General features: G+C 70.4%; 18 protein-coding genes and 3 tRNA genes. 10 read left to right on the top strand and 11 right to left on the bottom strand.

The genetic code is table 11. The features are described from left to right. Positions 1-46: 46 nt before the first annotated feature. Positions 47-646 carry a hypothetical protein gene (locus ABGB10_RS09995; protein WP_347660591.1) on the top strand — a complete coding sequence of 200 codons (600 nt, stop codon included), beginning with the start codon at positions 47-49 and terminating at the stop codon, positions 644-646. 51 nt (positions 647-697) lie between these two features. Here the strand turns inward: ABGB10_RS09995 and ABGB10_RS09990 are convergent, their stop codons facing one another. After that, complete coding sequence (locus tag ABGB10_RS09990; protein WP_347660590.1) at positions 698-2,293, bottom strand: ricin-type beta-trefoil lectin domain protein; 1,596 nt, start codon at positions 2,291-2,293, stop codon at positions 698-700. Positions 2,294-2,449: 156 nt separating this feature from the next. Then, positions 2,450-4,693 carry a glycosyltransferase family 39 protein gene (locus ABGB10_RS09985; protein ID WP_347660589.1) on the bottom strand — a complete coding sequence of 748 codons (2,244 nt, stop codon included), beginning with the start codon at positions 4,691-4,693 and terminating at the stop codon, positions 2,450-2,452. A gap of 124 nt (positions 4,694-4,817) precedes the next feature. Between ABGB10_RS09985 and ABGB10_RS09980 the strand changes: the two genes are divergently transcribed. After that, a complete protein-coding gene (locus ABGB10_RS09980; RefSeq protein ID WP_278136587.1) occupies positions 4,818-5,522 on the top strand; it encodes a glycosyltransferase family 2 protein in 705 nt (234 codons plus the stop codon). Positions 5,523-5,578: 56 nt separating this feature from the next. Then, positions 5,579-6,067, top strand: coding sequence for a redox-sensitive transcriptional activator SoxR (gene soxR, locus ABGB10_RS09975; RefSeq protein WP_347660588.1), 489 nt, complete (start codon positions 5,579-5,581; stop codon positions 6,065-6,067). On the opposite strand, the gene ABGB10_RS09970 is transcribed toward soxR, so the two are convergent. Next, a complete protein-coding gene (locus ABGB10_RS09970; protein WP_347660587.1) occupies positions 6,054-7,028 on the bottom strand; it encodes an NAD(P)H-quinone oxidoreductase in 975 nt (324 codons plus the stop codon). The two genes, soxR and ABGB10_RS09970, sit on opposite strands and share 14 nt — an antisense overlap. Before the next feature lie 162 nt (positions 7,029-7,190). Between ABGB10_RS09970 and ABGB10_RS09965 the strand changes: the two genes are divergently transcribed. Continuing rightward, positions 7,191-7,277: transfer RNA gene (locus tag ABGB10_RS09965), tRNA-Ser, on the top strand. Positions 7,278-7,393: 116 nt separating this feature from the next. On the opposite strand, the gene ABGB10_RS09960 is transcribed toward ABGB10_RS09965, so the two are convergent. From ABGB10_RS09960 to ABGB10_RS09950, 3 genes are all read right to left on the bottom strand, one after another. Next, on the bottom strand, positions 7,394-7,702 hold the full coding sequence (locus tag ABGB10_RS09960) for a hypothetical protein (protein ID WP_347660586.1): 309 nt from the start codon (positions 7,700-7,702) through the stop codon (positions 7,394-7,396). Positions 7,703-8,005: 303 nt separating this feature from the next. Further along, entirely contained in the window at positions 8,006-8,326 is a 321-nt protein-coding gene (locus ABGB10_RS09955) for a low temperature requirement protein A (protein ID WP_347660585.1), read from the bottom strand. A 51-nt stretch (positions 8,327-8,377) separates the two neighbouring features. Then, positions 8,378-8,533 carry a hypothetical protein gene (locus tag ABGB10_RS09950; RefSeq protein WP_347660584.1) on the bottom strand — a complete coding sequence of 52 codons (156 nt, stop codon included), beginning with the start codon at positions 8,531-8,533 and terminating at the stop codon, positions 8,378-8,380. Positions 8,534-8,661: 128 nt separating this feature from the next. Here ABGB10_RS09950 and ABGB10_RS09945 point away from each other — a divergent pair, with 128 nt between their 5' ends. Further along, positions 8,662-9,204, top strand: a complete 543-nt coding sequence (locus ABGB10_RS09945; RefSeq protein ID WP_347660583.1) for a YbhB/YbcL family Raf kinase inhibitor-like protein — start codon at positions 8,662-8,664, stop codon at positions 9,202-9,204. A gap of 63 nt (positions 9,205-9,267) precedes the next feature. Here ABGB10_RS09945 and ABGB10_RS09940 read toward each other — a convergent pair whose 3' ends face one another. Further along, positions 9,268-9,978 (bottom strand): class I SAM-dependent methyltransferase, encoded by a 711-nt coding sequence (locus tag ABGB10_RS09940; protein WP_347660582.1) that lies wholly within the window; start codon positions 9,976-9,978, stop codon positions 9,268-9,270. A 214-nt stretch (positions 9,979-10,192) separates the two neighbouring features. Between ABGB10_RS09940 and ABGB10_RS09935 the strand changes: the two genes are divergently transcribed. Then, positions 10,193-12,025 carry a hypothetical protein gene (locus ABGB10_RS09935; RefSeq protein ID WP_347660581.1) on the top strand — a complete coding sequence of 611 codons (1,833 nt, stop codon included), beginning with the start codon at positions 10,193-10,195 and terminating at the stop codon, positions 12,023-12,025. A gap of 9 nt (positions 12,026-12,034) precedes the next feature. On the opposite strand, the gene ABGB10_RS09930 is transcribed toward ABGB10_RS09935, so the two are convergent. Then, positions 12,035-12,811, bottom strand: a complete 777-nt coding sequence (locus tag ABGB10_RS09930) for a hypothetical protein (RefSeq protein ID WP_347660790.1) — start codon at positions 12,809-12,811, stop codon at positions 12,035-12,037. A 330-nt stretch (positions 12,812-13,141) separates the two neighbouring features. Between ABGB10_RS09930 and ABGB10_RS09925 the strand changes: the two genes are divergently transcribed. Next, positions 13,142-14,671, top strand: coding sequence for a peptide deformylase (locus ABGB10_RS09925; RefSeq protein ID WP_347660580.1), 1,530 nt, complete (start codon positions 13,142-13,144; stop codon positions 14,669-14,671). Positions 14,672-14,738: 67 nt separating this feature from the next. Here the strand turns inward: ABGB10_RS09925 and ABGB10_RS09920 are convergent, their stop codons facing one another. Then, positions 14,739-15,854, bottom strand: coding sequence for a globin domain-containing protein (locus ABGB10_RS09920; protein WP_347660579.1), 1,116 nt, complete (start codon positions 15,852-15,854; stop codon positions 14,739-14,741). Between the two features lie 145 nt (positions 15,855-15,999). Between ABGB10_RS09920 and ABGB10_RS09915 the strand changes: the two genes are divergently transcribed. Continuing rightward, positions 16,000-16,770, top strand: coding sequence for a CPBP family intramembrane glutamic endopeptidase (locus ABGB10_RS09915; RefSeq protein ID WP_347660578.1), 771 nt, complete (start codon positions 16,000-16,002; stop codon positions 16,768-16,770). Between the two features lie 22 nt (positions 16,771-16,792). On the opposite strand, the gene ABGB10_RS09910 is transcribed toward ABGB10_RS09915, so the two are convergent. Continuing rightward, positions 16,793-18,043, bottom strand: coding sequence for a hypothetical protein (locus ABGB10_RS09910; RefSeq protein WP_347660577.1), 1,251 nt, complete (start codon positions 18,041-18,043; stop codon positions 16,793-16,795). A gap of 342 nt (positions 18,044-18,385) precedes the next feature. Here ABGB10_RS09910 and ABGB10_RS09905 point away from each other — a divergent pair. Then, positions 18,386-18,476: transfer RNA gene (locus ABGB10_RS09905), tRNA-Ser, on the top strand. Between the two features lie 35 nt (positions 18,477-18,511). Then, positions 18,512-18,584 (top strand) — tRNA-Arg (locus ABGB10_RS09900). 439 nt (positions 18,585-19,023) lie between these two features. On the opposite strand, the gene ABGB10_RS09895 is transcribed toward ABGB10_RS09900, so the two are convergent. After that, positions 19,024-19,692: a TMEM175 family protein gene (locus ABGB10_RS09895; RefSeq protein ID WP_347660576.1), complete on the bottom strand. Its 669-nt coding sequence runs from the start codon at positions 19,690-19,692 to the stop codon at positions 19,024-19,026. Positions 19,693-20,144: the final 452 nt, after the last annotated feature.

The raw sequence follows: 20,144 nt of genomic DNA, 5'->3' as shown, positions 1-20,144 counted from the left end.
GTCGTTCCCCGGAAGGCTGAGGGCTCCACGGACGAGAGGGAACGTCATGTCACGTTGGGGATTCGCCACCGGCACCACGGCACTGCTCGCGGCGCTCGCGTTGGGTGTCGGCGGCTGCGGTGCCGCCGAGGTGGCCAGCCAGCCCGCCCGGGAGGCGGCCGTCGAGGTCGCCGCCGCGATGGGCGCGGAGGGACAGGCGCTGACCGCAATGGGCTTCGACGCCGACGACCTGGACGTGCAGACCGTCGCCGCGCCGGCCACCCCGACGCCCGGTGCCTCGCCGACGGCCCAGGAGAAGGCCCGGGAGAAGCGCGGCGAGGAGTGGCGCAAGCGCCGGCAGGCGCGGGTGCTGCTGCGGAAGAACACCCTGCACGGCGAGGCGGTGGTGAAGACCAAGGACGGCGGTACGCAGACCGTGGCCGTGCAGCGCGGTGAGGTGACCGCGGTCGACGGCGACTCGATGACCGTCAAGTCCACCGACGGCTTCACCATGACCTGGACCTTCGGCGAGGACCTGCGGGTCGTCGAGCGGCGCGCCACCGTGCAGCCCAGCGAGGTGAAGGTCGGCGCGCAGCTCGGCGTCGCCGGCGCGAAGGACGGCGACAAGGGCGTGGCACGTCTCGTGCTCATCCCCCGCGCCAAGTGAAAGGAAGGGCCCCTTTTTAACGCGGAGCGTTAAAAAGGGGCCCTTCCTTCGTCAGTACACGCGCGACCCGATGAAGTCGTCGTGACCGTAGCCGACCGGGTTGGCGGCGGTACGAGCCTCGAACGACCACTGCTGCCGGGTGCTGCTTCCGCAGTTGGCCAACCGCAGGCGAGAGTTGCCCAGCAACGGGTTGTTGAACGCCACGCAGAGGTTGCTCGCGGCGGCCGGCTTGATCTGGTTGCCGGAGAAGACGAACTGCTGGGCCCCGGTGCCGTTGCAGTCGTAGATGTTCACCGCGGTGCCGGCGGTCATCGAGCTGTTGGAGACGTCCAGGCAGCGATCGTGGGACAGCTCCGAATGCAGCGACCGCCGGGTCGAGTCGTACCAGAAGCCCTGGTTACGACCACCGTGACAGGAGTACGGCTGCTGCACGGTGCCGTTGCGGGAGTCGTACCCCTTGCCGTCGACGCAGGTGCCGGTGGCCAGGTTGCGCAGTTGCTTGAAGTCCAGCAGGCCCGGGTAGAGCACGCCGCTGCCGGTGCTGGCCGGGTCGACGCAGCTGGCCCGGTCCTGACCGGAGTTCCAGAACTGGGTGATGCACTGGGCGAACATGCCGTGCCCACGGGCGTTGGGGTGGAACGACTGGCGGGCGGCGTTCTCGTTCCAGATGCCGACCTCGATGTAGAGGCCACGTACCGAGGTGTTGTCGGTGCACACCTCGTGCCCGTGGAAGAGTCGGCTGGCGTCCAGGTAACGGGTGCCGGTGTTCGCCGCGGCGGACCGCAGCGCCGACTCGAACATCGGCACCGCCTTGTTCCGGGCGAACGCCGCGTCGGCCAGGTAGAGCAGGCAGCCACCGGAGTACCAGCCCGGGAAGTTGGGGTTGTCCTCCACGTCGGGGCTGCCCGGGCTCGGGTAGGACATCAGCACCAGCTCGTAGTCCGACCGCAGGTACCCGGCCTTCGTCATGGTCTGCCGGATGTCGGTGAGCGCCGATTCGACGGCCTGCCGGCTGCCGTCGGTGCGGATCGTCCACTGGTCGGTGTAGGTGGGGTAGCAGGGCCCCTGGAAGAAGACCCGGCGGACGGCGCAGTCGGTGGCGACCGGACCGAACTGGATGGTGCCGTCACCGTTGGCGCCGACCACCACCCAGATCAGCTTCACGTGCGTGTTGCGGGCCTTGATGCCCAGGTAGTCGCCCTGGTTCAGCTCGTTGTGCTGGGTCGGGCCGCCGGCGATGAGGTTCCACGGGGTGGCGCCGGAGCAGGCGATGTTGTATTGCGCGTCCGACGTGATGCCGGTGCGGAACAACGCCTGGTCGTACGAGCGGTCGCACCAGTTGCCGTCCTGGTGGGTGCCGGGGACGTAGTTGCCGACCCCTTCGCCGGAGATCTCGCTGTCGCCCATGGTGACCAACGCGGTGCGGCGTTGTTCGATCGGGCGGATCGCCGGGCTGCCGTAGAGGGCGGTGGCCTCGGCGGCCCGGATGGCCTCGAGGTTGGCGGGGAGTGGTTGGACTGTCGGTCGGTCGGCGGCGGTGGCGGGGGTGGCCGGTCCGGCGAGCATCGGTAGGACGAGAGCGGCGACGGCGACGGTGATGGCCCGTCGTCGGGTCGCGCGTTCGGGCCTGGCGGGGACAGCAGGCATCGACGCACTCCTTTCGGCTCAGTCGCGGGACGTCGACTGAGTTACCAGACGGTAACGTGCGGATCAATAGATGTGAATGCGCCTCGGATCCTTGCGCGCGGGCTGCAGAACCGCCCGGATCGGACTATCCGGGCGACAGGTGTCGTGCTGTCGCCGTCAGCGAGCGGGTGGCAGGGCGTAACCGACGTAGCCGCGGAACTCCAACCGCCAGCCGGCCGGGACCAGCTTCGTGCAGGCCGGCTGGCTGCCGGTGCAGACGATCGCGTCGACCGAGGAGGGGTCGGCCGGCGGCCGTTCCGGCAGCACCGACTGCAGTGCCACCAGTTCCGGCGAACCTCCGTCCGGCTGCCGGAGGAGCAGCCACCACGGGTACTCCCAGTTGTCGTTCTGCTGCACCAGCCCGATCCGCTCGGCGCCGCTGGCGCGGACCGCAGTCGCGGCCCAGCGGAACTCGTCGGCCCACTGCGGGCGGCGCAGGAACCGGGTGTCCCAGTCCGAGGTGGTGAACACCGAACCGGCGCCGACCAGCCTGCGCGGGAAGCCGTACGACAGCGCGAGCACTCCGGCCAGCGCCGAGGTGGCCAGCACGGCGACCGCCGCCAGAGTGGCGACCGACCGGCGCCCCGGGTTCGCGCGGCGGCGGCGCAGGAGCGCGTCGACCCAGAGCCCGGCCAGCGGCACCGCCAGCACCACCGCGTAGAGGATCAGGCGATTGCCCCACGGCTGCCACTTGATCATCGAGGTGTGCAGCAGGACGGCGGCCAGCACCACCACCGTGTACGCGCGCAGCGGCCCGGTCTGCTCGGGGTCGATCCGGCGCGGACGGACGAGCGCGACGACAACGCCGATCAGCGCCAGTGCCCCCGTCAGGGGGAACGCCACCCGGTCCTCGTCGGGATACCAGGCCGGCTCCGGAAAGATCTCCCGTCCGAAGGTGATCGCGCGGTCCTGCGGGTCGACGCCGATCACGTCCGCGCCGTCGATGATCACCTCGGCGCCCGCTCGGCGCAGCGGCGCCAGCGGCGTGTCGAACGCGGTGTGCCCGATCCGCAGGGCGTTGACCAGGATCGACTGCGGGTCGTGCCGTTCCATCGGGATCGACTCGCGCAGCCGTGGTGGGCCCAGCGGGTGCCCGAACTCGGCCGTCACCCGGGCCAGGAACGGGCCGACCACCACGGCCGCGACGAGCAGGATCAGCACCGAACCGCTGACCGTGCGGGCCACCCCACCGACCGGCCTGGATCGCCGATCCCCGCCGGTCGCGGTTGGGCCGGGCGATGCCCCGCTGGTCGCCGTCGGGCCGGGCGTTGCCGCGTTCGCGGCCGGGTCGGGCGTTGCCGCGTTCGCCGACAGGGTCAGCCGGAGCTGCGCCAACCCCCAGAGCACCAGCAGCGGGCCGACCGCGATCAGGCCGCTGGTCTTGGTCACCGCGGTCAGGCCGGTGGCCGCCCCCAACCCGAGCAGCGTGCCCCAGCCGGTACGCCGCCGCAGCCCGTCCAGCACCAGGGTCGCCGCACAGGTCACCCACGCCGCGCAGACCAGGTCGGTCTGCGTACTGGTCGCCTGGAGCACCAACATCGGCGTGGTCGCCAGCACGAACGCGGTGAGCAGTTGGGCCCTCCGGCCGCCGCCGAGCTGCGCGGTGATCCGTGCGGCCACCAGCAGGCAGATCACTCCCGCCGCCCACTGCACCAGGTTGTGCAGTTGGTCCCCGCCGGTGAGGAGGCGAAGGTGCAGCAGCAGGTACTCGGCTCCGGGCGGGATGGTCACCTGCCGGTGGATGGCGGTGGGCCAGAAGTCCAGGTCGCCCTGGGCCACCCAGTGCTCCACCTTCGGCAGGTGGTAGGTCTGCGAGTCGAAGTTGTTCGGCTCGGCCAGCAGCGCGACCAGCAGCTCCACCAGGACCAGCCCGGCGATCGTGCCGACGAGCAGCCGCTCGCCCCGCCCGGCCGTACGCCAGGCGTCGACCGCCACGGCGAGTCGGCCGGAGGGCGCCCGAGGGGTCTGTGTCGCCGGGTTGGTCCTGGTCGGAGCGGGCTCGACGGACGGGTCGGACGTGTCGGGGCTGCCACCGGACACCACGGCGCCGACCGGCACCGGTCGTGGTGTGGCGGCGGGAGGCGGTGCGACACGGCTCGACCGTCGCCGCAGGACGACGGCTGTCGCAGCAGCGACCAGGAAGAGCAGCCAGGCGGTGACGAAGGCCGGCCGGGTCAGTGCGTGCAGTGCCCCGAGAAGCTCGACGACGAGTACCGCATACACCCCGGTCAGCAGTGCGGAGCGCACCACGGCGAGTCGCAGCGGCGCGACCGCATCGACCGCGCGCGACCTCAGCGCGACGGTGAGTAGGAGCACCGAGGCGGCGGGAACCGCCGCGAGCAGGGAGCCGGCAGCCGACATGGCCGGAAGTAAACACCATCCGCCTGAGCCCGCCACGCCGACTGCCCGACGGTGGCGGCAGACGGCGGATTAACCAGCCAGGCTAGGCTATGCCCGACGTATTGTCGCCACCGTGGAGATTCCCGTGAAGCTCTCGATCCTCATGCCGGTCTACAACGAGGAAGAACGCATCGCGGATGCCCTCAAGCAGGCGTTGGCGGTTGACTATCCCTGCGAGATCGAGCTGGTCGTGGTCGACGACGGCAGCCGCGACGGCACCGGCGAGGTCCTCGGCCGCGCCGACGACGCACGCCTGCGGGTCATCACCCACCAGCGCAACGCCGGCAAGGGTGCCGCCATCAAGACGGCGGTCGACAGCGCGGAGGGTGACTACATGGTCATCCTCGACGCCGACCTCGAGTACGACCCGCAGGACATCCCCAAGCTGCTCGACCCGGTGCTCGACGGGCGGGCCACGGTGGTCTACGGCAATCGCACGTTCGGCAGCCACAGCGCCTACAGCTTCTGGTATGTGATGGGCAACAAGGGCGTCACGATGGCCGCCAACGTGTTGTTCAACTCGTACATCGGTGACCTGGAGACCTGCTTCAAGCTGATGCCGGTGGCGCTCTACCGGTCGCTGGAGGTGCGCTCGCGCGGCTTCGGCATGGAGGCCGAGGTGACCGGCAAGCTGCTGCGTCGCCGGATCCGCCCGTACGAGGTGCCGATCAGCTACCGGGCGCGTGGCCGGGAAGAGGGCAAGAAGATCACCTGGAAGGACGGGGTCGAGGCGATCTGGATCCTCGGCCGCGAGCGCGCCCGCCGCCGTCCCGCGCCCGCGCCCCGCTGACCGACGCCTGCTCGGCTAACCTTTAGTTGAAGTGCACTTCAACTAAAGGACCTGGGATGCCGGATTCGTTGACGATTGGCGAGTTGTCCGTTCGCTCCGGCGTGGCTCCCTCGGCGTTGCGCTACTACGAGCGACTCGGGCTGATCCGCGCCGACCGGACCGGCGGCAACCAGCGCCGCTACGCCCGTGCCGAGCTGCGGCGGGTGGCCTTCATCCGGATCTCCCAGCAGGTCGGCATCTCGCTCGACGAGATCCGGGCGGCACTCGACTCGCTCCCCGAAGGCCGTACCCCCAGCCCGCAGGACTGGGCGCGGCTCTCCGCGAGTTGGCAGAGCCGGTTGGACGAGAAGATCAGGCTGCTCACCGAGCTCCGCGACAACCTGGACGGCTGCATCGGCTGTGGGTGCCTGTCCCTGCAGCGCTGCGTGCTCAACAACCCGGGGGACGCGTTGGGCGGCGAAGGCCCCGGTGCCCGTCTGATGCTGCCACGACCGACGGGCGACCCAACCCTGGCGGGCACGCCCTCCGGCGTCACCCGAGGGTGAGCAGCACCTTGCCGAAGTGATCGTTCGACTCGACGAGCCGGTGCGCCTCCGGGGCCTCGGTCATCGGCAGCCGCCGGTCGACGATCGGTCGGATCGTGCCCGCCTCGATCAACGGCCACACCTCGTCCCGTACGCCCTGGACGATCTCCGCCTTCTCCGCGAGTGGCCGGGAGCGCAGCGACGTCGCGGCGACGCTCGCCCGCTTGGCCAGCAACGCGCCGAGATCCAACTCGGCCCTGCGCCCACCCTGCATTCCGATCACCACCAGCCGCCCACCGGTGGCCAGCGCGGAGACGTTCCTACCCAGGTAGGACGCGCCCATGATGTCCAGGACGACGTCCGCGCCGCGACCGTCGGTGGCCCGCCGGACCTCCTCGACGAAGTCCTGCTCCCGGTAGTCGATCGTGTGCGACGCACCCAGCTCACGCAGCCGGGCGTGCTTGGCCTCGCGCGCGGTGGTCAGCACGGAGGCGCCGAGAGCTGCCCCGAGCTGGACCGCGAAGGTGCCGATTCCACTGCCCCCGCCGTGCACCAGCAGGGTGTCCCCCACGCCGAGCCGCCCCACCTGGACCAGGTTCGACCAGACCGTGCAGGCCACCTCGGGCAGCGCCCCGGCGTCGACCGGGTCGCAGGCCGGCACCGGCAGCAACTGCCCGGCGGGGACCGCCACCCGCTCGGCGTACCCGCCGCCGGCCAGCAGCGCGCAGACCTGCTGCCCGACCGCCCACCCGGCGACCTCCGATCCGACCTCGGTGATCACCCCAGAACATTCCAACCCGGGGTACGCGGGCGCGCCCGGCGGTGGCGGGTAGTGCCCCTGCCGTTGCAGCAGATCAGCGCGGTTGACCCCGCTGGCCCGCACCGCCACGATCACCTCGTCCGGGCCCGGCTCCGGGTCGGGCACCTCGGCCCAGACCAGCGCTTCGGGTCCACCGGGCTGCGGGATGGTGATCGCTTTCATGGAGTCAGTCTTACCCGATCTCGCCTGACATCGCAGGCGCACCCTCCAGCCCACAGTGGACGCGCCGAAGCGCCTGCCCAGCCGTAGGGGGAGGGACACCGGGCCGCCCGGAGTGAGCCGTGGCAGACTATGCGTGGCCGTACGCCCGCGGGTGGCGGCCCAGGAGGGTTCGCCTAGTGGCCGATGGCGCTGGTCTTGAAAACCGGTAAGGCAGCGATGTCTTCGTGGGTTCGAATCCCACACCCTCCGCCCCAACGCTAAAAACGCAACTCGCCTGACCCTGGTCCCGCTGGTCAAGCTTTCGTAGGGCCTGCTCTGGGTCGGGCGCTGCAGCCGTTCAACGCTGGCCTGGGTGAGTGGCTGCGCTACGGGCGAGTCTCGGCCGGTGCCACCCCCATCGCGCGGTGGCCTGCGCCGCTGACCGCTGCCACACCGGCGCTGATGAGGATCGCCGGGACGGCGACGATGCCACCGAGGCCCGGACGGGGCACGACTGCCGGCACCGCTCCACTGAACAGCGCCGACGCATCGTCGAAGGTGAGCGCGAGAAGGATCGCCGATCCGACGCCGACCAGAGTCAGGGCCGCGATGGCTGCCACGGTGAGTGCATGTCGGGCGGTCCGGCTGAGTACGGCCCAGGCGACACCGGCGTGCAGCGCCACGACACTGCCCACATACACGCCCCAGCCAGGAAATCTGGTGAGCGGCATCGAAATGTTGCCGTAGTGAGCCCAGGGGAGAGCAACGATGGAGAGCAGGCTTCCCAGAGCCCCAACGGCGGCAACCGATAGCGCGACCCTCTTTGTCACGGCTGGATCTCCTTGACACTGAGCGTGGTTTTCACCCGTCCGATCGACCATATCGGCTTGCCGCCGTCGCCGAATCCCACATTCTCGGCCGCCATGATCGACTCGGTTTCGGCGAAGTTGGTGTATCGAAACGTCTTGGATACCGCGACTTCTGGGAAGGCGAGTGGATCACGACTCGGCCGGGTCGACCGGTGCGTCGGATCGGCCCCGGGTCAGCGCCTCGTAGCTGAGCAGCACGGCGAGGAACGCGGTGAGCAGTCCGAGCGCGGCCAGGCCGGGCAGGTAGCGGCCGACGGGGAGTAACAGCAGCGCCGCGGCGGGCGCGAGAAACTGCTCGGGTCGTACGCACCGGACGCTGAGTGCCAGGAACGTCGCCCGGCCCGCGAGGTACAGCGCGGTTCCGCCGAACAGTGCGACGGCCGGGATCCAGTGCAGGATGTGGTGCGTCTCCGCCGTGACCACTGGCCGCGATCGGAAGAACGGCACCATCAGACCATCTTGGCTGTTGGCCCGGAAGGGCACGGGCCTCCCGCGTACCGGTCACTCCGGCGGGGCCGTGTCCCGCTGCTCCCGGCGGATCGTCTCCTCGGCCAGCCGCTCGACTGCTCGTCGGCGTTCTTCGGCGGTGGCTCGCTCGTCCCGGCGGCGGAACGCGGTGAGGACAGCTACCGCGAAGTCCCGCCAGATGCCGGCCACGATGTCCCCCTGAGGAACGTTGCCCGAAGTCCACCGTAGCTCTGGAAAACCACAGTGCCGGTCGTCGGACGGGACAGCGCGGGGTAAGAAGGGGCTGGTATCTCCGCACACCGGAAGGATTCGTCCCGATGACCCTGGAACGACCGATTGCCCCGGACCCGTACGAGCTGCTGCCGACGCTGCCCTCGTTCACGCTGACGAGCGACGACGTGCAGAACGGCGAGCCGATGGACGCCCGGCACGCGCATGACAGCACCGGGGGCGAGAACGTCTCGCCGCAGCTGACCTGGTCGGATTTCCCCGCCGAGACGAAGAGCTTCGCGGTGACCTGCTACGACCCGGACGCCCCGACCGGCAGCGGCTTCTGGCACTGGGTGCTCGTGAACGTGCCGGTCACCGTCACCCAGTTGCCCACGGGGGCCGGTGGCGCGGCGGGCACCGACCTCGGTGGCGCGTTCTCCGTCCGCAACGACTACGGCGAGCAGGGGTACGGCGGGGCGGCTCCGCCGGCCGGTGACCGCCCGCACCGGTACGTCTTCGCGGTGCACGCCGTGGACGTCGAGCGCCTGGACCTGACCCCGGACGCCAGCCCGGCCTACGTCGGCTTCAACCTCACGTTCCACACCCTGGCCCGTGCGGTGATCCGGCCGACGTACCAGATCAAGGAGTGATCCGTACCCCGCGATCTTGCACGTGACGTCGATGCGCAGTGCAAGATCGCGGGGGCGGGCGGGTCAGGACGGAACGCGGGCCACCGCGAAGACGGACTGGCCGAACGGAGGGCGGACGAGTTGCTCGGCGGCCTTGGTGGCGGGCAGGACGAGGGTGTCGTACACCTTGACCATCGGGCCCTCCTTCGGCATCAGCCGGAAGACCTTGGTCGCCATGAAGTAGCCGATCAACCCCAGCGCGTTGGCGTAGTGGATCTTTTCGACGGTCAGGCCGGCCTCGGTCATCGCCGCCTGGAGAGTCTTCTTCGTGTAGCGGCGGACGTGCCCCGTGGCGATGTCGGCCGGGCTCATCGCGAACTGGAACGCCGGCACGATGATGATCACGGCACCGCCGGGTCGGACCAGGTCGCGCATGCTGCTGAGCGCGCCCACGTGGTCCTCGATGTGTTCCAGGACGTTGTACGAGACCGCAGCGCTGTAGGTGCCCCGGTCGTTGTGCGGTAGCAGCATCTGCCGGACGTCGATGTTCGGCCGCTCGGCGAGGCGCTCCTTGAGCTGCACCAGCCGGTCCGGGTCGGCCTCGGTGGCGGTGAGCCGGGGCAACCGCTGTGACCACTCCAGCGCGTAGTCACCGAGGCCGCTGCCGATCTCGATCGGGTCGTCGCCGAGGTACGGCACCGCCAGCTCGATGAACCAGCGACGGTGGTTGACAGCCGTCGCCAGGCCTTCCAGCACCTCGGACTGCACGCGCTGATCCCCAGTGATTTCTGCCATGCGTCGATTCCTCACGATATGAACTCGACCCGTGCCTGGACCGACAGAGTGAATCATCCGCTGGGACGGCAGAAGAATCGGGGCATCGGGGGGTGGCCGAATTGTGGTCGGGGGGTGGGTTCGTGATCGGCGGTCGGCGAACCCGGCACATAGTACGGCAGTACCCCGAAACATGTCACGGCAGCGCCAGCCCGTGACTACCCTATGAATTGTCATGACTACTCCCGAATCGGACGCGCCCGGTGGCGGCGACGGCCCGGCCGCTGCGTCGGCGGAGGGGGTCTCGGCCGATGCCCGGCGGCCCCGTCGGGGGAAGTTGGTCGACCTGGCCGCCGTGCTGAGCTTCGTGGTGCTCGGCTTCTGGGTCACCGGTCGGCTCTGGTTCGACCCCGGCAGCGTGGTGCGGGACAACGAGTCCGATCAGTCGCAGTTCGAATGGATGATGGCGCACGGTGCGCGGGTTGTCACGAATTTCGCATACCCGTTCCATTCGAATCAGATGAACGTCCCGGACGGCGTCAATCTGATGGCGAATACGTCCGTGTTATCCATTTCGTTGCCATTTACGCCTATCACCCTGCTGTTCGGGCCTCGGGCGGCATTCCTGGTCTTTCTCACTGTCGGCATGATCGCCACCGCCACCGCCTGGTACTTCCTGCTCTCCCGGGTCCTGATCGGCAGCCGCGGGCCCGCCTGGCTGGGTGCCGGCTTCTGCGCCTTCGCGCCCGCCATGGTGTCGCACGCCAACGGACACCCGAACATCGTGTCGCAGTTCGTCGTCCCGCTGATCATCTGGCGCACGCTGCGACTCGGCGACGCCGGCCGCTGGCTGCGCAACGGCATCCTCCTCGCGCTCGTGATCGTCTGGCAGGCGTTCCTCAACCTGGAGATCCTGCTGATGACCGCGATCGGGCTCGGCGTGGTCATCGGCGTACTCGCCCTCGGCCGCGCGGACCTCCGCACCCGGACCCGGCCCTTCCTCGCCGGTCTGGCCGTCGCGGCCGGGGTTGCCGGGCTACTGCTGGCGTACCCCCTGTACGTGCAGTTCTTCGGCCCGGACGCGTACTCGGGGCTGTCCCGCCTGATCCGTGGCTACTCCAGCGACCTCGCCTCGTTCGTTGCGTACTCCCGGGAGTCGCTCGCCGGCAGCCCGCGCACCGCCGCGGGCCTGGCCAAGAACCCGACCGAGGAGAACAGCTTCTTCGGCTGGGCGCTGGTGGTGCTGGTGATCGCCCTGGTCTGGTGGTTGCGCCGCTCGGTCGTCGTGCTCGCGTTGGCCGGGCTCGGGCTGCTCTTCGCGGTGCTCTCGCTGGGCCGTGAGGTCCGCTTCGACAACAAGGGCACGGGTGTGCCCGGCCCGTGGGCGGCGCTGGAGAACCTGCCCATTCTGCACTCCGTGGTGCCGACGCGGTGGGCGCTGGCGATCACCCCGATCATCGGGCTGCTGCTCGCCTACGGCGCCGAACGCGCCCGCGAACTGGCCGACTCGCACCCGGGGGCCCGGGGGCAGATCCGCTTCGTCACGGCCACCGTGGTCGTGATGGCCCTGCTTCCGATCGTGCCGACCCCGCTGCCCGTGGCCCATCTCGACCCGATCCCCACCTTCGTGACCAGTGGGGCGTGGCGTGCGTACGTGGCCGGTGGGCGCAGTGTGGTCGCCCTGCCGTTGCCGGACAGCACGTACGCGGAGCCGCTGCGTTGGTCCGCGGCGACCCGGCTGGACATGCCGCTGGCCCGCGGCTACTTCCTCGGTCCGGACACCCGGCCCAGCGCCGAGCCTCCCAAGGTCGCGCTGTTCGGAGCCACGCCGCGTCCCACCAGCAGCTTCTTCGCCACCATCCGGCGCACCGGCGCGGTGCCGCCGATCACTCCGCAGAGCCGGGTCCGAGCGGTCGACGACCTGCGGTTCTGGCGGGCCGGGGTGGTCATCCTCGGCCCACACGAGCACGAGGACGCGCTACGTCGGGGGATGACCGAGCTGACCAGCATCCAGCCGGTCTTCACCGGCGGGGTGTGGGTGTGGGACGTCCGTCCGTTGACCGACTGAGGCTGAGCCTCAGCGGACGCAGCAGCCCTGGCAGACCTTCGGCCGGGGCAGGGTGAAGGCGAGGCAGCAGGTGCGCCGCTGCACGGTCGGTTCACCGGTCGGGCCGGGCACCAGCTCGATCAGGTCGGTCAGGCCGAGGGCGCCGAGCAGGGTGTCGATGCTCTGCACGGTCGAGCCGGGCAGGGCGTCCGCAGCCCGCAGGATGCCGTGCGCGATGCCGGACGCGACCGAGCCGAGCAGCGTCCGGGTGCCCACCCGGACCTCCGACTGGATCGCCGTGATGAGCGGCGCCAGGTGGGAGTCGAGCAGGGAGACCCGCAGTGCGGTCAGCAGCTCCGCCTCGTCGGCGACGACCCGCACCTCCGGCAGGCCGGCGAGCGCCAGCGGATCGTTCGGCAGCACCGCCACGGTGATCCCACGGCGCAGGCCCATGGTGAACAGCTGCCGATGGTCCTCGAAGTGGATCAACACGTCGGCCGGATCGAACAGCGGCACCCGCCGGGCCGAGGCCCAGCCGAGCACGACCGGCAGCGCGGTCCAGTAGCTGTACGACTTCCAGGCCAACGCGGCGCACGCGTGCGGGGTGCCACCCCAGCGGGCGGCGGCGCCGTTCAGCAGCTCCGGCATCCGGCTGCCGTCGATCAGGGTGGTGGCGGGTGACCAGCCGAACTCGTCGTCGACCAGGAGACCCGGGGCGAGCCCTGGAAGATCGTCGGTGCCGAACATGGCGCGGAGCGCCGCGGTGACGGGGGCGAGTGGCGTGGCGGCGACGTCCCGCCCCGGCAGCACCGCTGTCACCTGAGATCCCCCGTCTGCGTGACCGAGGAGTGTGCCTCGGCGGACGACCACTGCCGTCCTGAGCTAAGGCTAGCCTAACCACGCCCTCGGGTCTAAGGGAAGCCTCACCTTGGTCGAATCGGGAGGCCCAGGTCACGCCGGCTGCCCGGCGGGAGAAACGCCCCTGCCTCGGCTACTACCCGGCGGTTCCGCAGGAAAACGCTGCCGCAGGATCGACGTCTATCGGTGAATTGTCAATCAGAGTGTCGACAAGATGCCAAATACGTGTGCGCTCGGGCACGGAACGTGAAACTTATAGCCCCGGCCACGAGGAAGCCGATGACGACCTCACCCCTCGAACGGGCTGCCGACTCCTTCGCGGCCGAGCTCGCCCGACAGCGGACCGGGCGAGGGCTGTCCAAGAAACAACTAGCCGTTCTGATGGGGTTCGACCCCTCCTACGTGAGTCACGTCGAGGGCCGCCGGCACCGACCGACCGAGGACTTCGCCCGCCGCGCCGAGGCCGTCCTGGAGGCCAGCGGCGCGATCTGGCAGCGTTTCCGGGAGTACGACGACCTCCGCCACACCCGCACGGGTCACCCGCCCCGCGAGCAGTACCTGCCCGGGCAGTGGCTGCCACCGGGCACCGGCCTCGTCGTGGAGCGGGAACTCGCCACCCTCACCCACACCGACGACGGCTACCGGTGTGTGATCCACCGGGAGTTGTACAACGCCGGCACCGAGCCGGTCACCCGCTACCTGGTCCGGGTCGCCGTGGACCGCTACCCGAACGACCCCGGCCGCTCCAACCGGCACCACCGGGAGCACCCGCTCACCTTCGCCGAACTGCAACTACAGGCCCGCAGAGACGACGGTGGCGGCGATCCGGAGCCGATGCACTGGCGTGCCAAACACGACCGGGACGCGTTCAAGGAGATCTGGCTGCTCTTCGAGAACGGGGAGCGGAGGTTCCCGCTCTACCCGGGCGACCGGGCCACCATCGAGTACGCGTACAGCGTCGGCCACGAGAAGTGGGGCCCCTGGTTCCAACGAGCGGTCCGACTGCCCACTCGGCAACTTGCCGTACGCCTCGACCTGCCCGTGCCGCTCGACCCGCAGGTCTGGGGCGTGGAGACCTCCCTCTCCGCGGAGGAGGGCCCGCTGCGGACAGCGCCACAACGGCACGACGAGGGCGACCGGGCCATCTACGACTGGCAGACCGACGACCCGCCACTGAACGCCCGCTACCGGATGCAGTGGCGCTTCCGGGCCCGACCGGACGCGGAACCCGACAGCGGCGCCGGCGGTGCCCGGGTCCGGCCCAGCGACCGGATGCGCGGTCTCGGCATCGTGCAACGCGGTGACGACCTACTCCGCCAACACGTCCGGCCGTTCGACCTGCCCGTCGAGGAGGCCGTCGCCCGGGACCTGGTCGACCGGCTCACCACGGCCCTGGCCCGGCTCGACGAACTGCACCCGTTCAGCAAGGGGGTGGGGGTCGCCGCCCCGCAGCTCGGCGTCGGCCGGGCGGTGGCGGTGGTCCGGCCCCCGGACCGCTCGGCGGAGCCGGTCGTGCTGCTCAACCCCCGGGTGGTCGACGCCGGCCCGGACACCGACGAGCAGTACGAGGGCTGCCTCTCCTTCTTCGACCACCGTGGCCTGGTGCCCCGGCCGCTCCGACTCGACGTGGAGCACGCCCAGTGGGACGGCAGCCGGATCATCACGTCGTTCGAGTTCGGCATGGCCCGGCTGGTCGCTCACGAGATCGACCACCTGGAGGGCCGGCTCTACGTCGACCGGATGGCGCCCGGCGTGCCGCTGGTGCCGGTGGAGGAATACCGCGAGACCGGGCACCCCTGGCGCTACTGACCGTCGGGGACCGGGGCGCGTGCCCCAGGGGGCAGGGGCACGCGCCCCGGTGTGGGGGGAGGAACGTCTACAGGTCACCAAAGGTGTCGTAGCGGATGTGCGGCGGCGGCACCTCGTCCGCGGCGAGCACCCGCAACGTGGACCGGACCATCCGGGCCGAGCCGGAGACGTAGCAGTCGTGCGTGGTCCACGGGCCGTACCGGGCCACCACGTCCGGGATGTCGCCCTGCTCCCCGTCGAAGTCCGGCTCCTCGCTGCACGCGGCGGTGACCGACAACCACGGGTGTACGGCCACCAACTCCTGCAACCCGGCCAGGCCGTACAGGTCCGCCGCCTGCCGGGCACCGTAGAAGACGTGCACCCACCGGGTCCGGTTGAACGTGGCCAGTTCCTCGACAAGTGCCTTGATCGGCGCCAGGCCGACCCCGCCGGCCACGCACAGGACGTCCCGTTCCGAGCTGCGGTCCAGGGTCATCGACCCCATCGGCGCCGCCACGCGCAGCAGCTCACCCGGCCGCACCCGACGCACCAACGCGCCGGACACCCAGCCGGCACCCGGCGACCGCACGTGGAACTCCAGCAGGTTGTCGTCGTTCGGAGCGTTCGCGATCGAGTAGTTCCGCCACACCCGGGGGTGGTGGCGCGGCACCTCCAGGCTCACGTACTGCCCGGCCTGCCAACGCAACGGATGCTGTAGCGCCCGACAGGTCAGCACGGCGGTGTCCGGGCCGTACCGCTGGTGGGTCAGCACCTCGGCGTGCCAGAACGGCGGGTCGTCGTCGGCCTTCGCGCCGGCCACCATGAGGGCGGTGATCGCCGCGTACGCCTCCCGCCACGCCTGGTCGTACTCCAGGTTCCAGCCGTCGCCGGCGGTGCTACGAAGCGCGTCCAGCAAGGCGACTCCCATCGTCGCGTAGTGCGAGTCGTCGACGTGGTACTTGCGGTGGTCGCGGCCCAGCGCCCGGAGGAACTCGTCGAAGCTCTCCGGGTCGTCGACCGTGTGGATCGCCGTGATGATCGCTTCCAGTAGGCGGTCGCCCTGGCCGGTCATCTGCACCGGGAAGAGTTGCCGCAGGGCGGGGTCGAGCAGGAACAGCCGGGCGTAGAAGTGCCCGCTCAGCCGGACCCGATCGTCCTCGACCAGGGTCCAGCTCTCCTTCAGCAACCGCGCGAGGTTGTCCACGGGGCGCTCCTTCTCCAGACGGCAGCGGATCGGGCGCCCATAGAATCTCCACGGAGAGTGTCGACCGGTCGCACAGAATGTGCGATCGGCTCATGCTGGCCGGTCGGCCATGTCACCGGCGCCACCCGTCGGGCAGAGTGGTGCGGTGACCGTTGAGCTGACCCGCCCGGTGTCCCGCCGACTGCTCGGCACCGAGACGTTGCTGGTCCTCGGCCTCTCCCTCGGCCAGTCCGCGGTCTACGCGCTGGTCTCGATCATCGCGAAGCTGACCGCCGACGGTCCGCTCTCCAAGCAGACCGCCTCGCTGAACACCTCGGCGTCGCCACGACCGTGGCTGGACCTCACGTACCAACTGCTCGGCATCGTGTTCGCGCTGCTGCCGGTGCTGCTCGCCGTACACCTGCTCAGCCGGGACCCCGGCGACCCGGCGCGAACCCTCGGCCTGGACGCCCGACGGCCCGGTCAGGACCTCGCCCGTGGTGCCGGCCTGGCGGCGCTGATCGGCCTGCCCGGGCTGGCCCTGTTCTGGGTGGCCGCCCAGTTGGGGGTCAACGCCACGCTGGTGCCGGCCGCGCTACCGGACCTCTGGTGGACGGTCCCGGTGCTGATCCTCGCCGCCGTGCAGAACGCCGTGCTGGAGGAGGTGATCGTGGTCGGTTACCTGGTCACCCGGCTACGCCAGCTCCATTGGCGGCTGGCGGCGATCATCGCGGCCAGCGCGCTGCTGCGCGGCTCGTACCACCTCTACCAGGGCTTCGGCGCCTTCGTCGGCAACGCGGTGATGGGCGTCGTGTTCAGCCTCTTCTACCTGCGCACCCGGCGGGTGATGCCGCTGGTCATCGCGCACACGCTGCTCGACGTGGCCGCCTTCGTCGGCTACGCGTTGCTGCCCCGGGAGTGGTTCGACTGGCTCTGACCCGTCAGCCGGCTCTGACCGGTCAGCGCCGAGCAGGCCGGTAGGCGGCCACCGTCCGGGCCGCGAGCCGGTCGGCCGCCGCCGCGTCGCCCAGCGCAGCCGCGAGCATCGCCGCACCCGGCAACAGTCGCGCCACCAGCCGCAACGCGACCCACCCGCCGGCCTGCGCGGTGAGCGGAGCGGCCAGCCGCCAGCCGGCCTCCGCCGCCCGGGGCCAGCCCCCCTCGACCGGGTCGCCCGCCTCCTGCGCGGCTGCCAGGGCCGCCTCGGCGCTCGCCGCGTCCGGGTGGACCTGGGTGAGCACCAGCAGTTCGACGGCCCGGTCGGGATGCGCCGGATCCTTCCCGTACGCGGCGGCCAGGTGCAGCACCAGGTTCGCGTGCGTCCACAGCACCGAGGTCAACTCGGCCAGCGGCGCGAAGAACCCGGCCAGCGCGGCGGTAGCCCCACCCGCGCCCGCCGAACGCACGAACCGTCGGGTGGCCAACCGAGCCAGGCCGTCCGCCGACGCGTCCGGATACCGGTTCCGCAGCCGCGCCGCCCACTCGCCCGCGCCGGGCCCGAGCGCCCGCACCGCGGCAAGAGCCAACAGCTCCGGCGCGAAACCCGGGTGATCGAGCACGCACGCGGCCACCGCCCGCAGCTCCGATTCCGGGGTACGCCCCGAAGCCCGCACCGCCTGCTGCTCGGCCCGGGGTTCCACGGCAACCTGCTCCACCACGGGTGCCGGGACGACCTTCTTCGGCGTGGTGCTCTTCCGAGGGGCCGCCGCTCGTTTGGTGGGGCTCGCGGAGCGCTTGGCAGGTGCCGGTGTGGTCGGCGTCACCTCGGCGGGTGCCTCCGCTGCCTTCCTGGTGGCGCCCTTGCGATCGGGAGTGGTCCGGGCCGGCGGAGTCAGGTCCTCCGGCTCCTGTTTCTGCGGAGTCCTGGCTTTCGGTGTCCGGGTCTTGGGCGTCGTGGTCTTGGGCGTCGTGGTCTTGGGGGTGGTGGTCTTGGGCGTCGTGGTGGCCGGGCCTGGCTGGTCGGCGTTCGGCGGTTCCGGTTGCTCGACGGTCGGCGGGCTTGGCCGTTCCGCGTTCGCCGCGCTCGGCTGGTCGGGGTAACCCTCGGCGGTCGGTGGAGCTGGTCGGTTGCCGTTCGCGTCGGCGGTCGACGGCGTTGGCTGCTCGGCGCTCGCGGCGCTCGCCGTGGCGCTGGCCTCGCTGGTCGCGGCCGGTGCGCGCCTCGGCTGCGGGGGCAGGGCGCGGTCCGGCTCCGGGGGCTGGAAGAGCACCGGTGGGGCAGTCTTGGCCCGTCGAGGACGCTGGCCCGCCGGAGCGGCGGCCGGCGGAGCCGCCTCCGCAGACGGTTCGGCGGACGTGGCGGGCTGCTCGGCGGCAACCGGCGGCGTGAAGGTGGCCCGTGGGGAGCGTCGACGCGCTCTCTCAGCAGGCTCTCGACGGGTCGGCTCGCTCGGCGGCTGCTCCTGCATATCGATGGAGCGTAGTCCTGATCACTGCGTCGCACAGCGGGGAACACGGAGGCGGGCGGCCCCTCTGGGCGTACCCCGGAAGTCGTTTTGCTCCCGGTGGGTGCCGACCTGTATCCTCGGGCGCGGTGGTCTACGGGCCACCAGGGAGACTTCGCCTAGTCTGGTCTATGGCGCCGCACTGCTAATGCGGTTGGGGTCTTAAAGCCCCTCCCGGGTTCGAATCCCGGAGTCTCCGCGCGAAAGCCGGGTGTGTACACTGGCTGAGCACGAGCGCCCGTAGCTCAATGGATAGAGCATCTGACTACGGATCAGAAGGTTAGGGGTTCGAGTCCCTTCGGGCGCACAAGATCAAGAGAGCCTGACCTGCGGAAACGCGAGTCGGGCTCTCTCCTTTTCCGTCCCTTGTGGACGTTTGGCTGCTCGTCCGACGAGCATCCCCTCCGTCCCGCCGTGTCCGTGTGGCTCCTGCTGTGTCCGATCTGGTTCGGGCGGCGGCGGAGATGAGGATCATCGATTCCATCGATGTTTGCCGATTAGGAAGAACTCGCGGTCGAAGTGCTGGCCACATCCGGCGTGCAATTCCTCTAGACGCCGACGGTCTGCAGGACGCCGTTTGCGTCGTCGCAGAATCGCCGCACGGCGGTGTTGCGGCGGTAGGGCGTTAGGTTGTCGACGAGGCTGCGGACGTGTCGCACGCACCGGGCCGAATTGACCTGGTCTGACGACGTCGGCTCCCCGGTCGACGTGGACACCCCCGGCCGACCTGCTCCGACTTGGTCCGGTCAGCGACGGGTCAGCCAGCGGGGCAGCCCCTCGCTGGTGACCGCGTGATAGGTGATCATGACGATGACGCCGATCAGGCCCAGCACGGGATTGACGAACCAGCCGAGCAGACCGCTGAGCCCGTACAGGATCAGGCCGGTGATCGGCCGCAGCCGTTGCGCGCGCACGTACTCGGGGTCGACCCGACGTTCGAGCAGCGCCGGGTGGCGGTGCAGGTAGCCGAAGAACACCAGCCAGGGTGCCGACATCAGGGCCGCGGCCAGCGCGTACAGGGCGACGGCCGCGCGCTGGTCGTCGGTGTCGCCGTGGGTGAACGCCGACGCCAGCACCGCGGTGGGGAAGGGGATGATCACCACGCCGAAGAGCACGCCGAGGTTGATCCAGCTCAGCGTGAGGGTGGTGCCACGGATCAGCCGCAGCAGCGCGTGGTGGTTGAGCCAGAGCACCCCGATGTAGACGAAGGAAACCACGAAGGCCAGGTAGGAAGCGCCCTCGCCGAGCAGGCCGGTGAGCAGGTCACCCTCGTGGTACTCGGGCACCCGCAACTCGATGACCAGCAGCGTGATGACGATGGCGAAGACGCCGTCGCTGAAGGCCGTCATCCGGTCGGTGGCGGACAATCGCCCCTTGGGATTGGGCTGCTCGACCTCGTCAGGTGCTGTGGACATTGCCGCAGGTTAGCCACTCGGCAACACGATCCGTGGCGGTTTCGTCCGATCGGGACGGGAACGGCAGCCCGGGATCGGCGCCCCTCAAGAGATGGCTCTGGCTGCCCCCGCCAATGAGGCGATCATTCTCGATGGTCAAGTGGAGCGCGTAGATCACGCTCGAGACCAGGTTGTAATGTCCCCACTCCGGATGCGCACGGCTCAGCGAACCGAGTGCTTCGAAGACGGCCGCCTGAATTCCGACGGTCGTTGGCGTGGTTGCCAGTCCGACAGGAACGCCCTCAGCGTGCTGCTGATCGCCGGCCGGCCGGATGAGGTCGAGGGCGTGCAGCTCCCGATCGTCGGCCGCGGCCGTGAAGCCGTCGACCTCGTTGGGCTGAAACGGGACGACTTGTGGGTCGCCACACGGGCAGGGAGGGTGCGGCGCTCCCGCTTGTAGACGGTAAGGGCGT

This window comes from Micromonospora sp. B9E7 (assembly GCF_039871815.1).
Classification (GTDB): Bacteria; Actinomycetota; Actinomycetes; order Mycobacteriales; family Micromonosporaceae; genus Micromonospora.
The sequence above is the reverse complement of the archived record's forward strand: the minus strand, read 5'-3'. Positions and strand labels throughout refer to the sequence as shown.

Excerpts from the sequence above, each read along its gene's own strand:
- ABGB10_RS09925 (WP_347660580.1), top strand. The coding sequence starts at position 13,142 with ATGACGACCTCACCCCTCGAACGGGCTGCCGACTCCTTCGCGGCCGAG.
- soxR (WP_347660588.1), top strand. The coding sequence starts at position 5,579 with ATGCCGGATTCGTTGACGATTGGCGAGTTGTCCGTTCGCTCCGGCGTG.
- ABGB10_RS09935 (WP_347660581.1), top strand. The coding sequence starts at position 10,193 with ATGACTACTCCCGAATCGGACGCGCCCGGTGGCGGCGACGGCCCGGCC.
- ABGB10_RS09970 (WP_347660587.1), bottom strand. The coding sequence starts at position 7,028 with ATGAAAGCGATCACCATCCCGCAGCCCGGTGGACCCGAAGCGCTGGTC.
- ABGB10_RS09955 (WP_347660585.1), bottom strand. The coding sequence starts at position 8,326 with ATGGTGCCGTTCTTCCGATCGCGGCCAGTGGTCACGGCGGAGACGCAC.
- ABGB10_RS09985 (WP_347660589.1), bottom strand. The coding sequence starts at position 4,693 with ATGTCGGCTGCCGGCTCCCTGCTCGCGGCGGTTCCCGCCGCCTCGGTG.
- ABGB10_RS09945 (WP_347660583.1), top strand. The coding sequence starts at position 8,662 with ATGACCCTGGAACGACCGATTGCCCCGGACCCGTACGAGCTGCTGCCG.
- ABGB10_RS09940 (WP_347660582.1), bottom strand. The coding sequence starts at position 9,978 with ATGGCAGAAATCACTGGGGATCAGCGCGTGCAGTCCGAGGTGCTGGAA.
- ABGB10_RS09895 (WP_347660576.1), bottom strand. The coding sequence starts at position 19,692 with ATGTCCACAGCACCTGACGAGGTCGAGCAGCCCAATCCCAAGGGGCGA.
- ABGB10_RS09995 (WP_347660591.1), top strand. The coding sequence starts at position 47 with ATGTCACGTTGGGGATTCGCCACCGGCACCACGGCACTGCTCGCGGCG.
- ABGB10_RS09990 (WP_347660590.1), bottom strand. The coding sequence starts at position 2,293 with ATGCCTGCTGTCCCCGCCAGGCCCGAACGCGCGACCCGACGACGGGCC.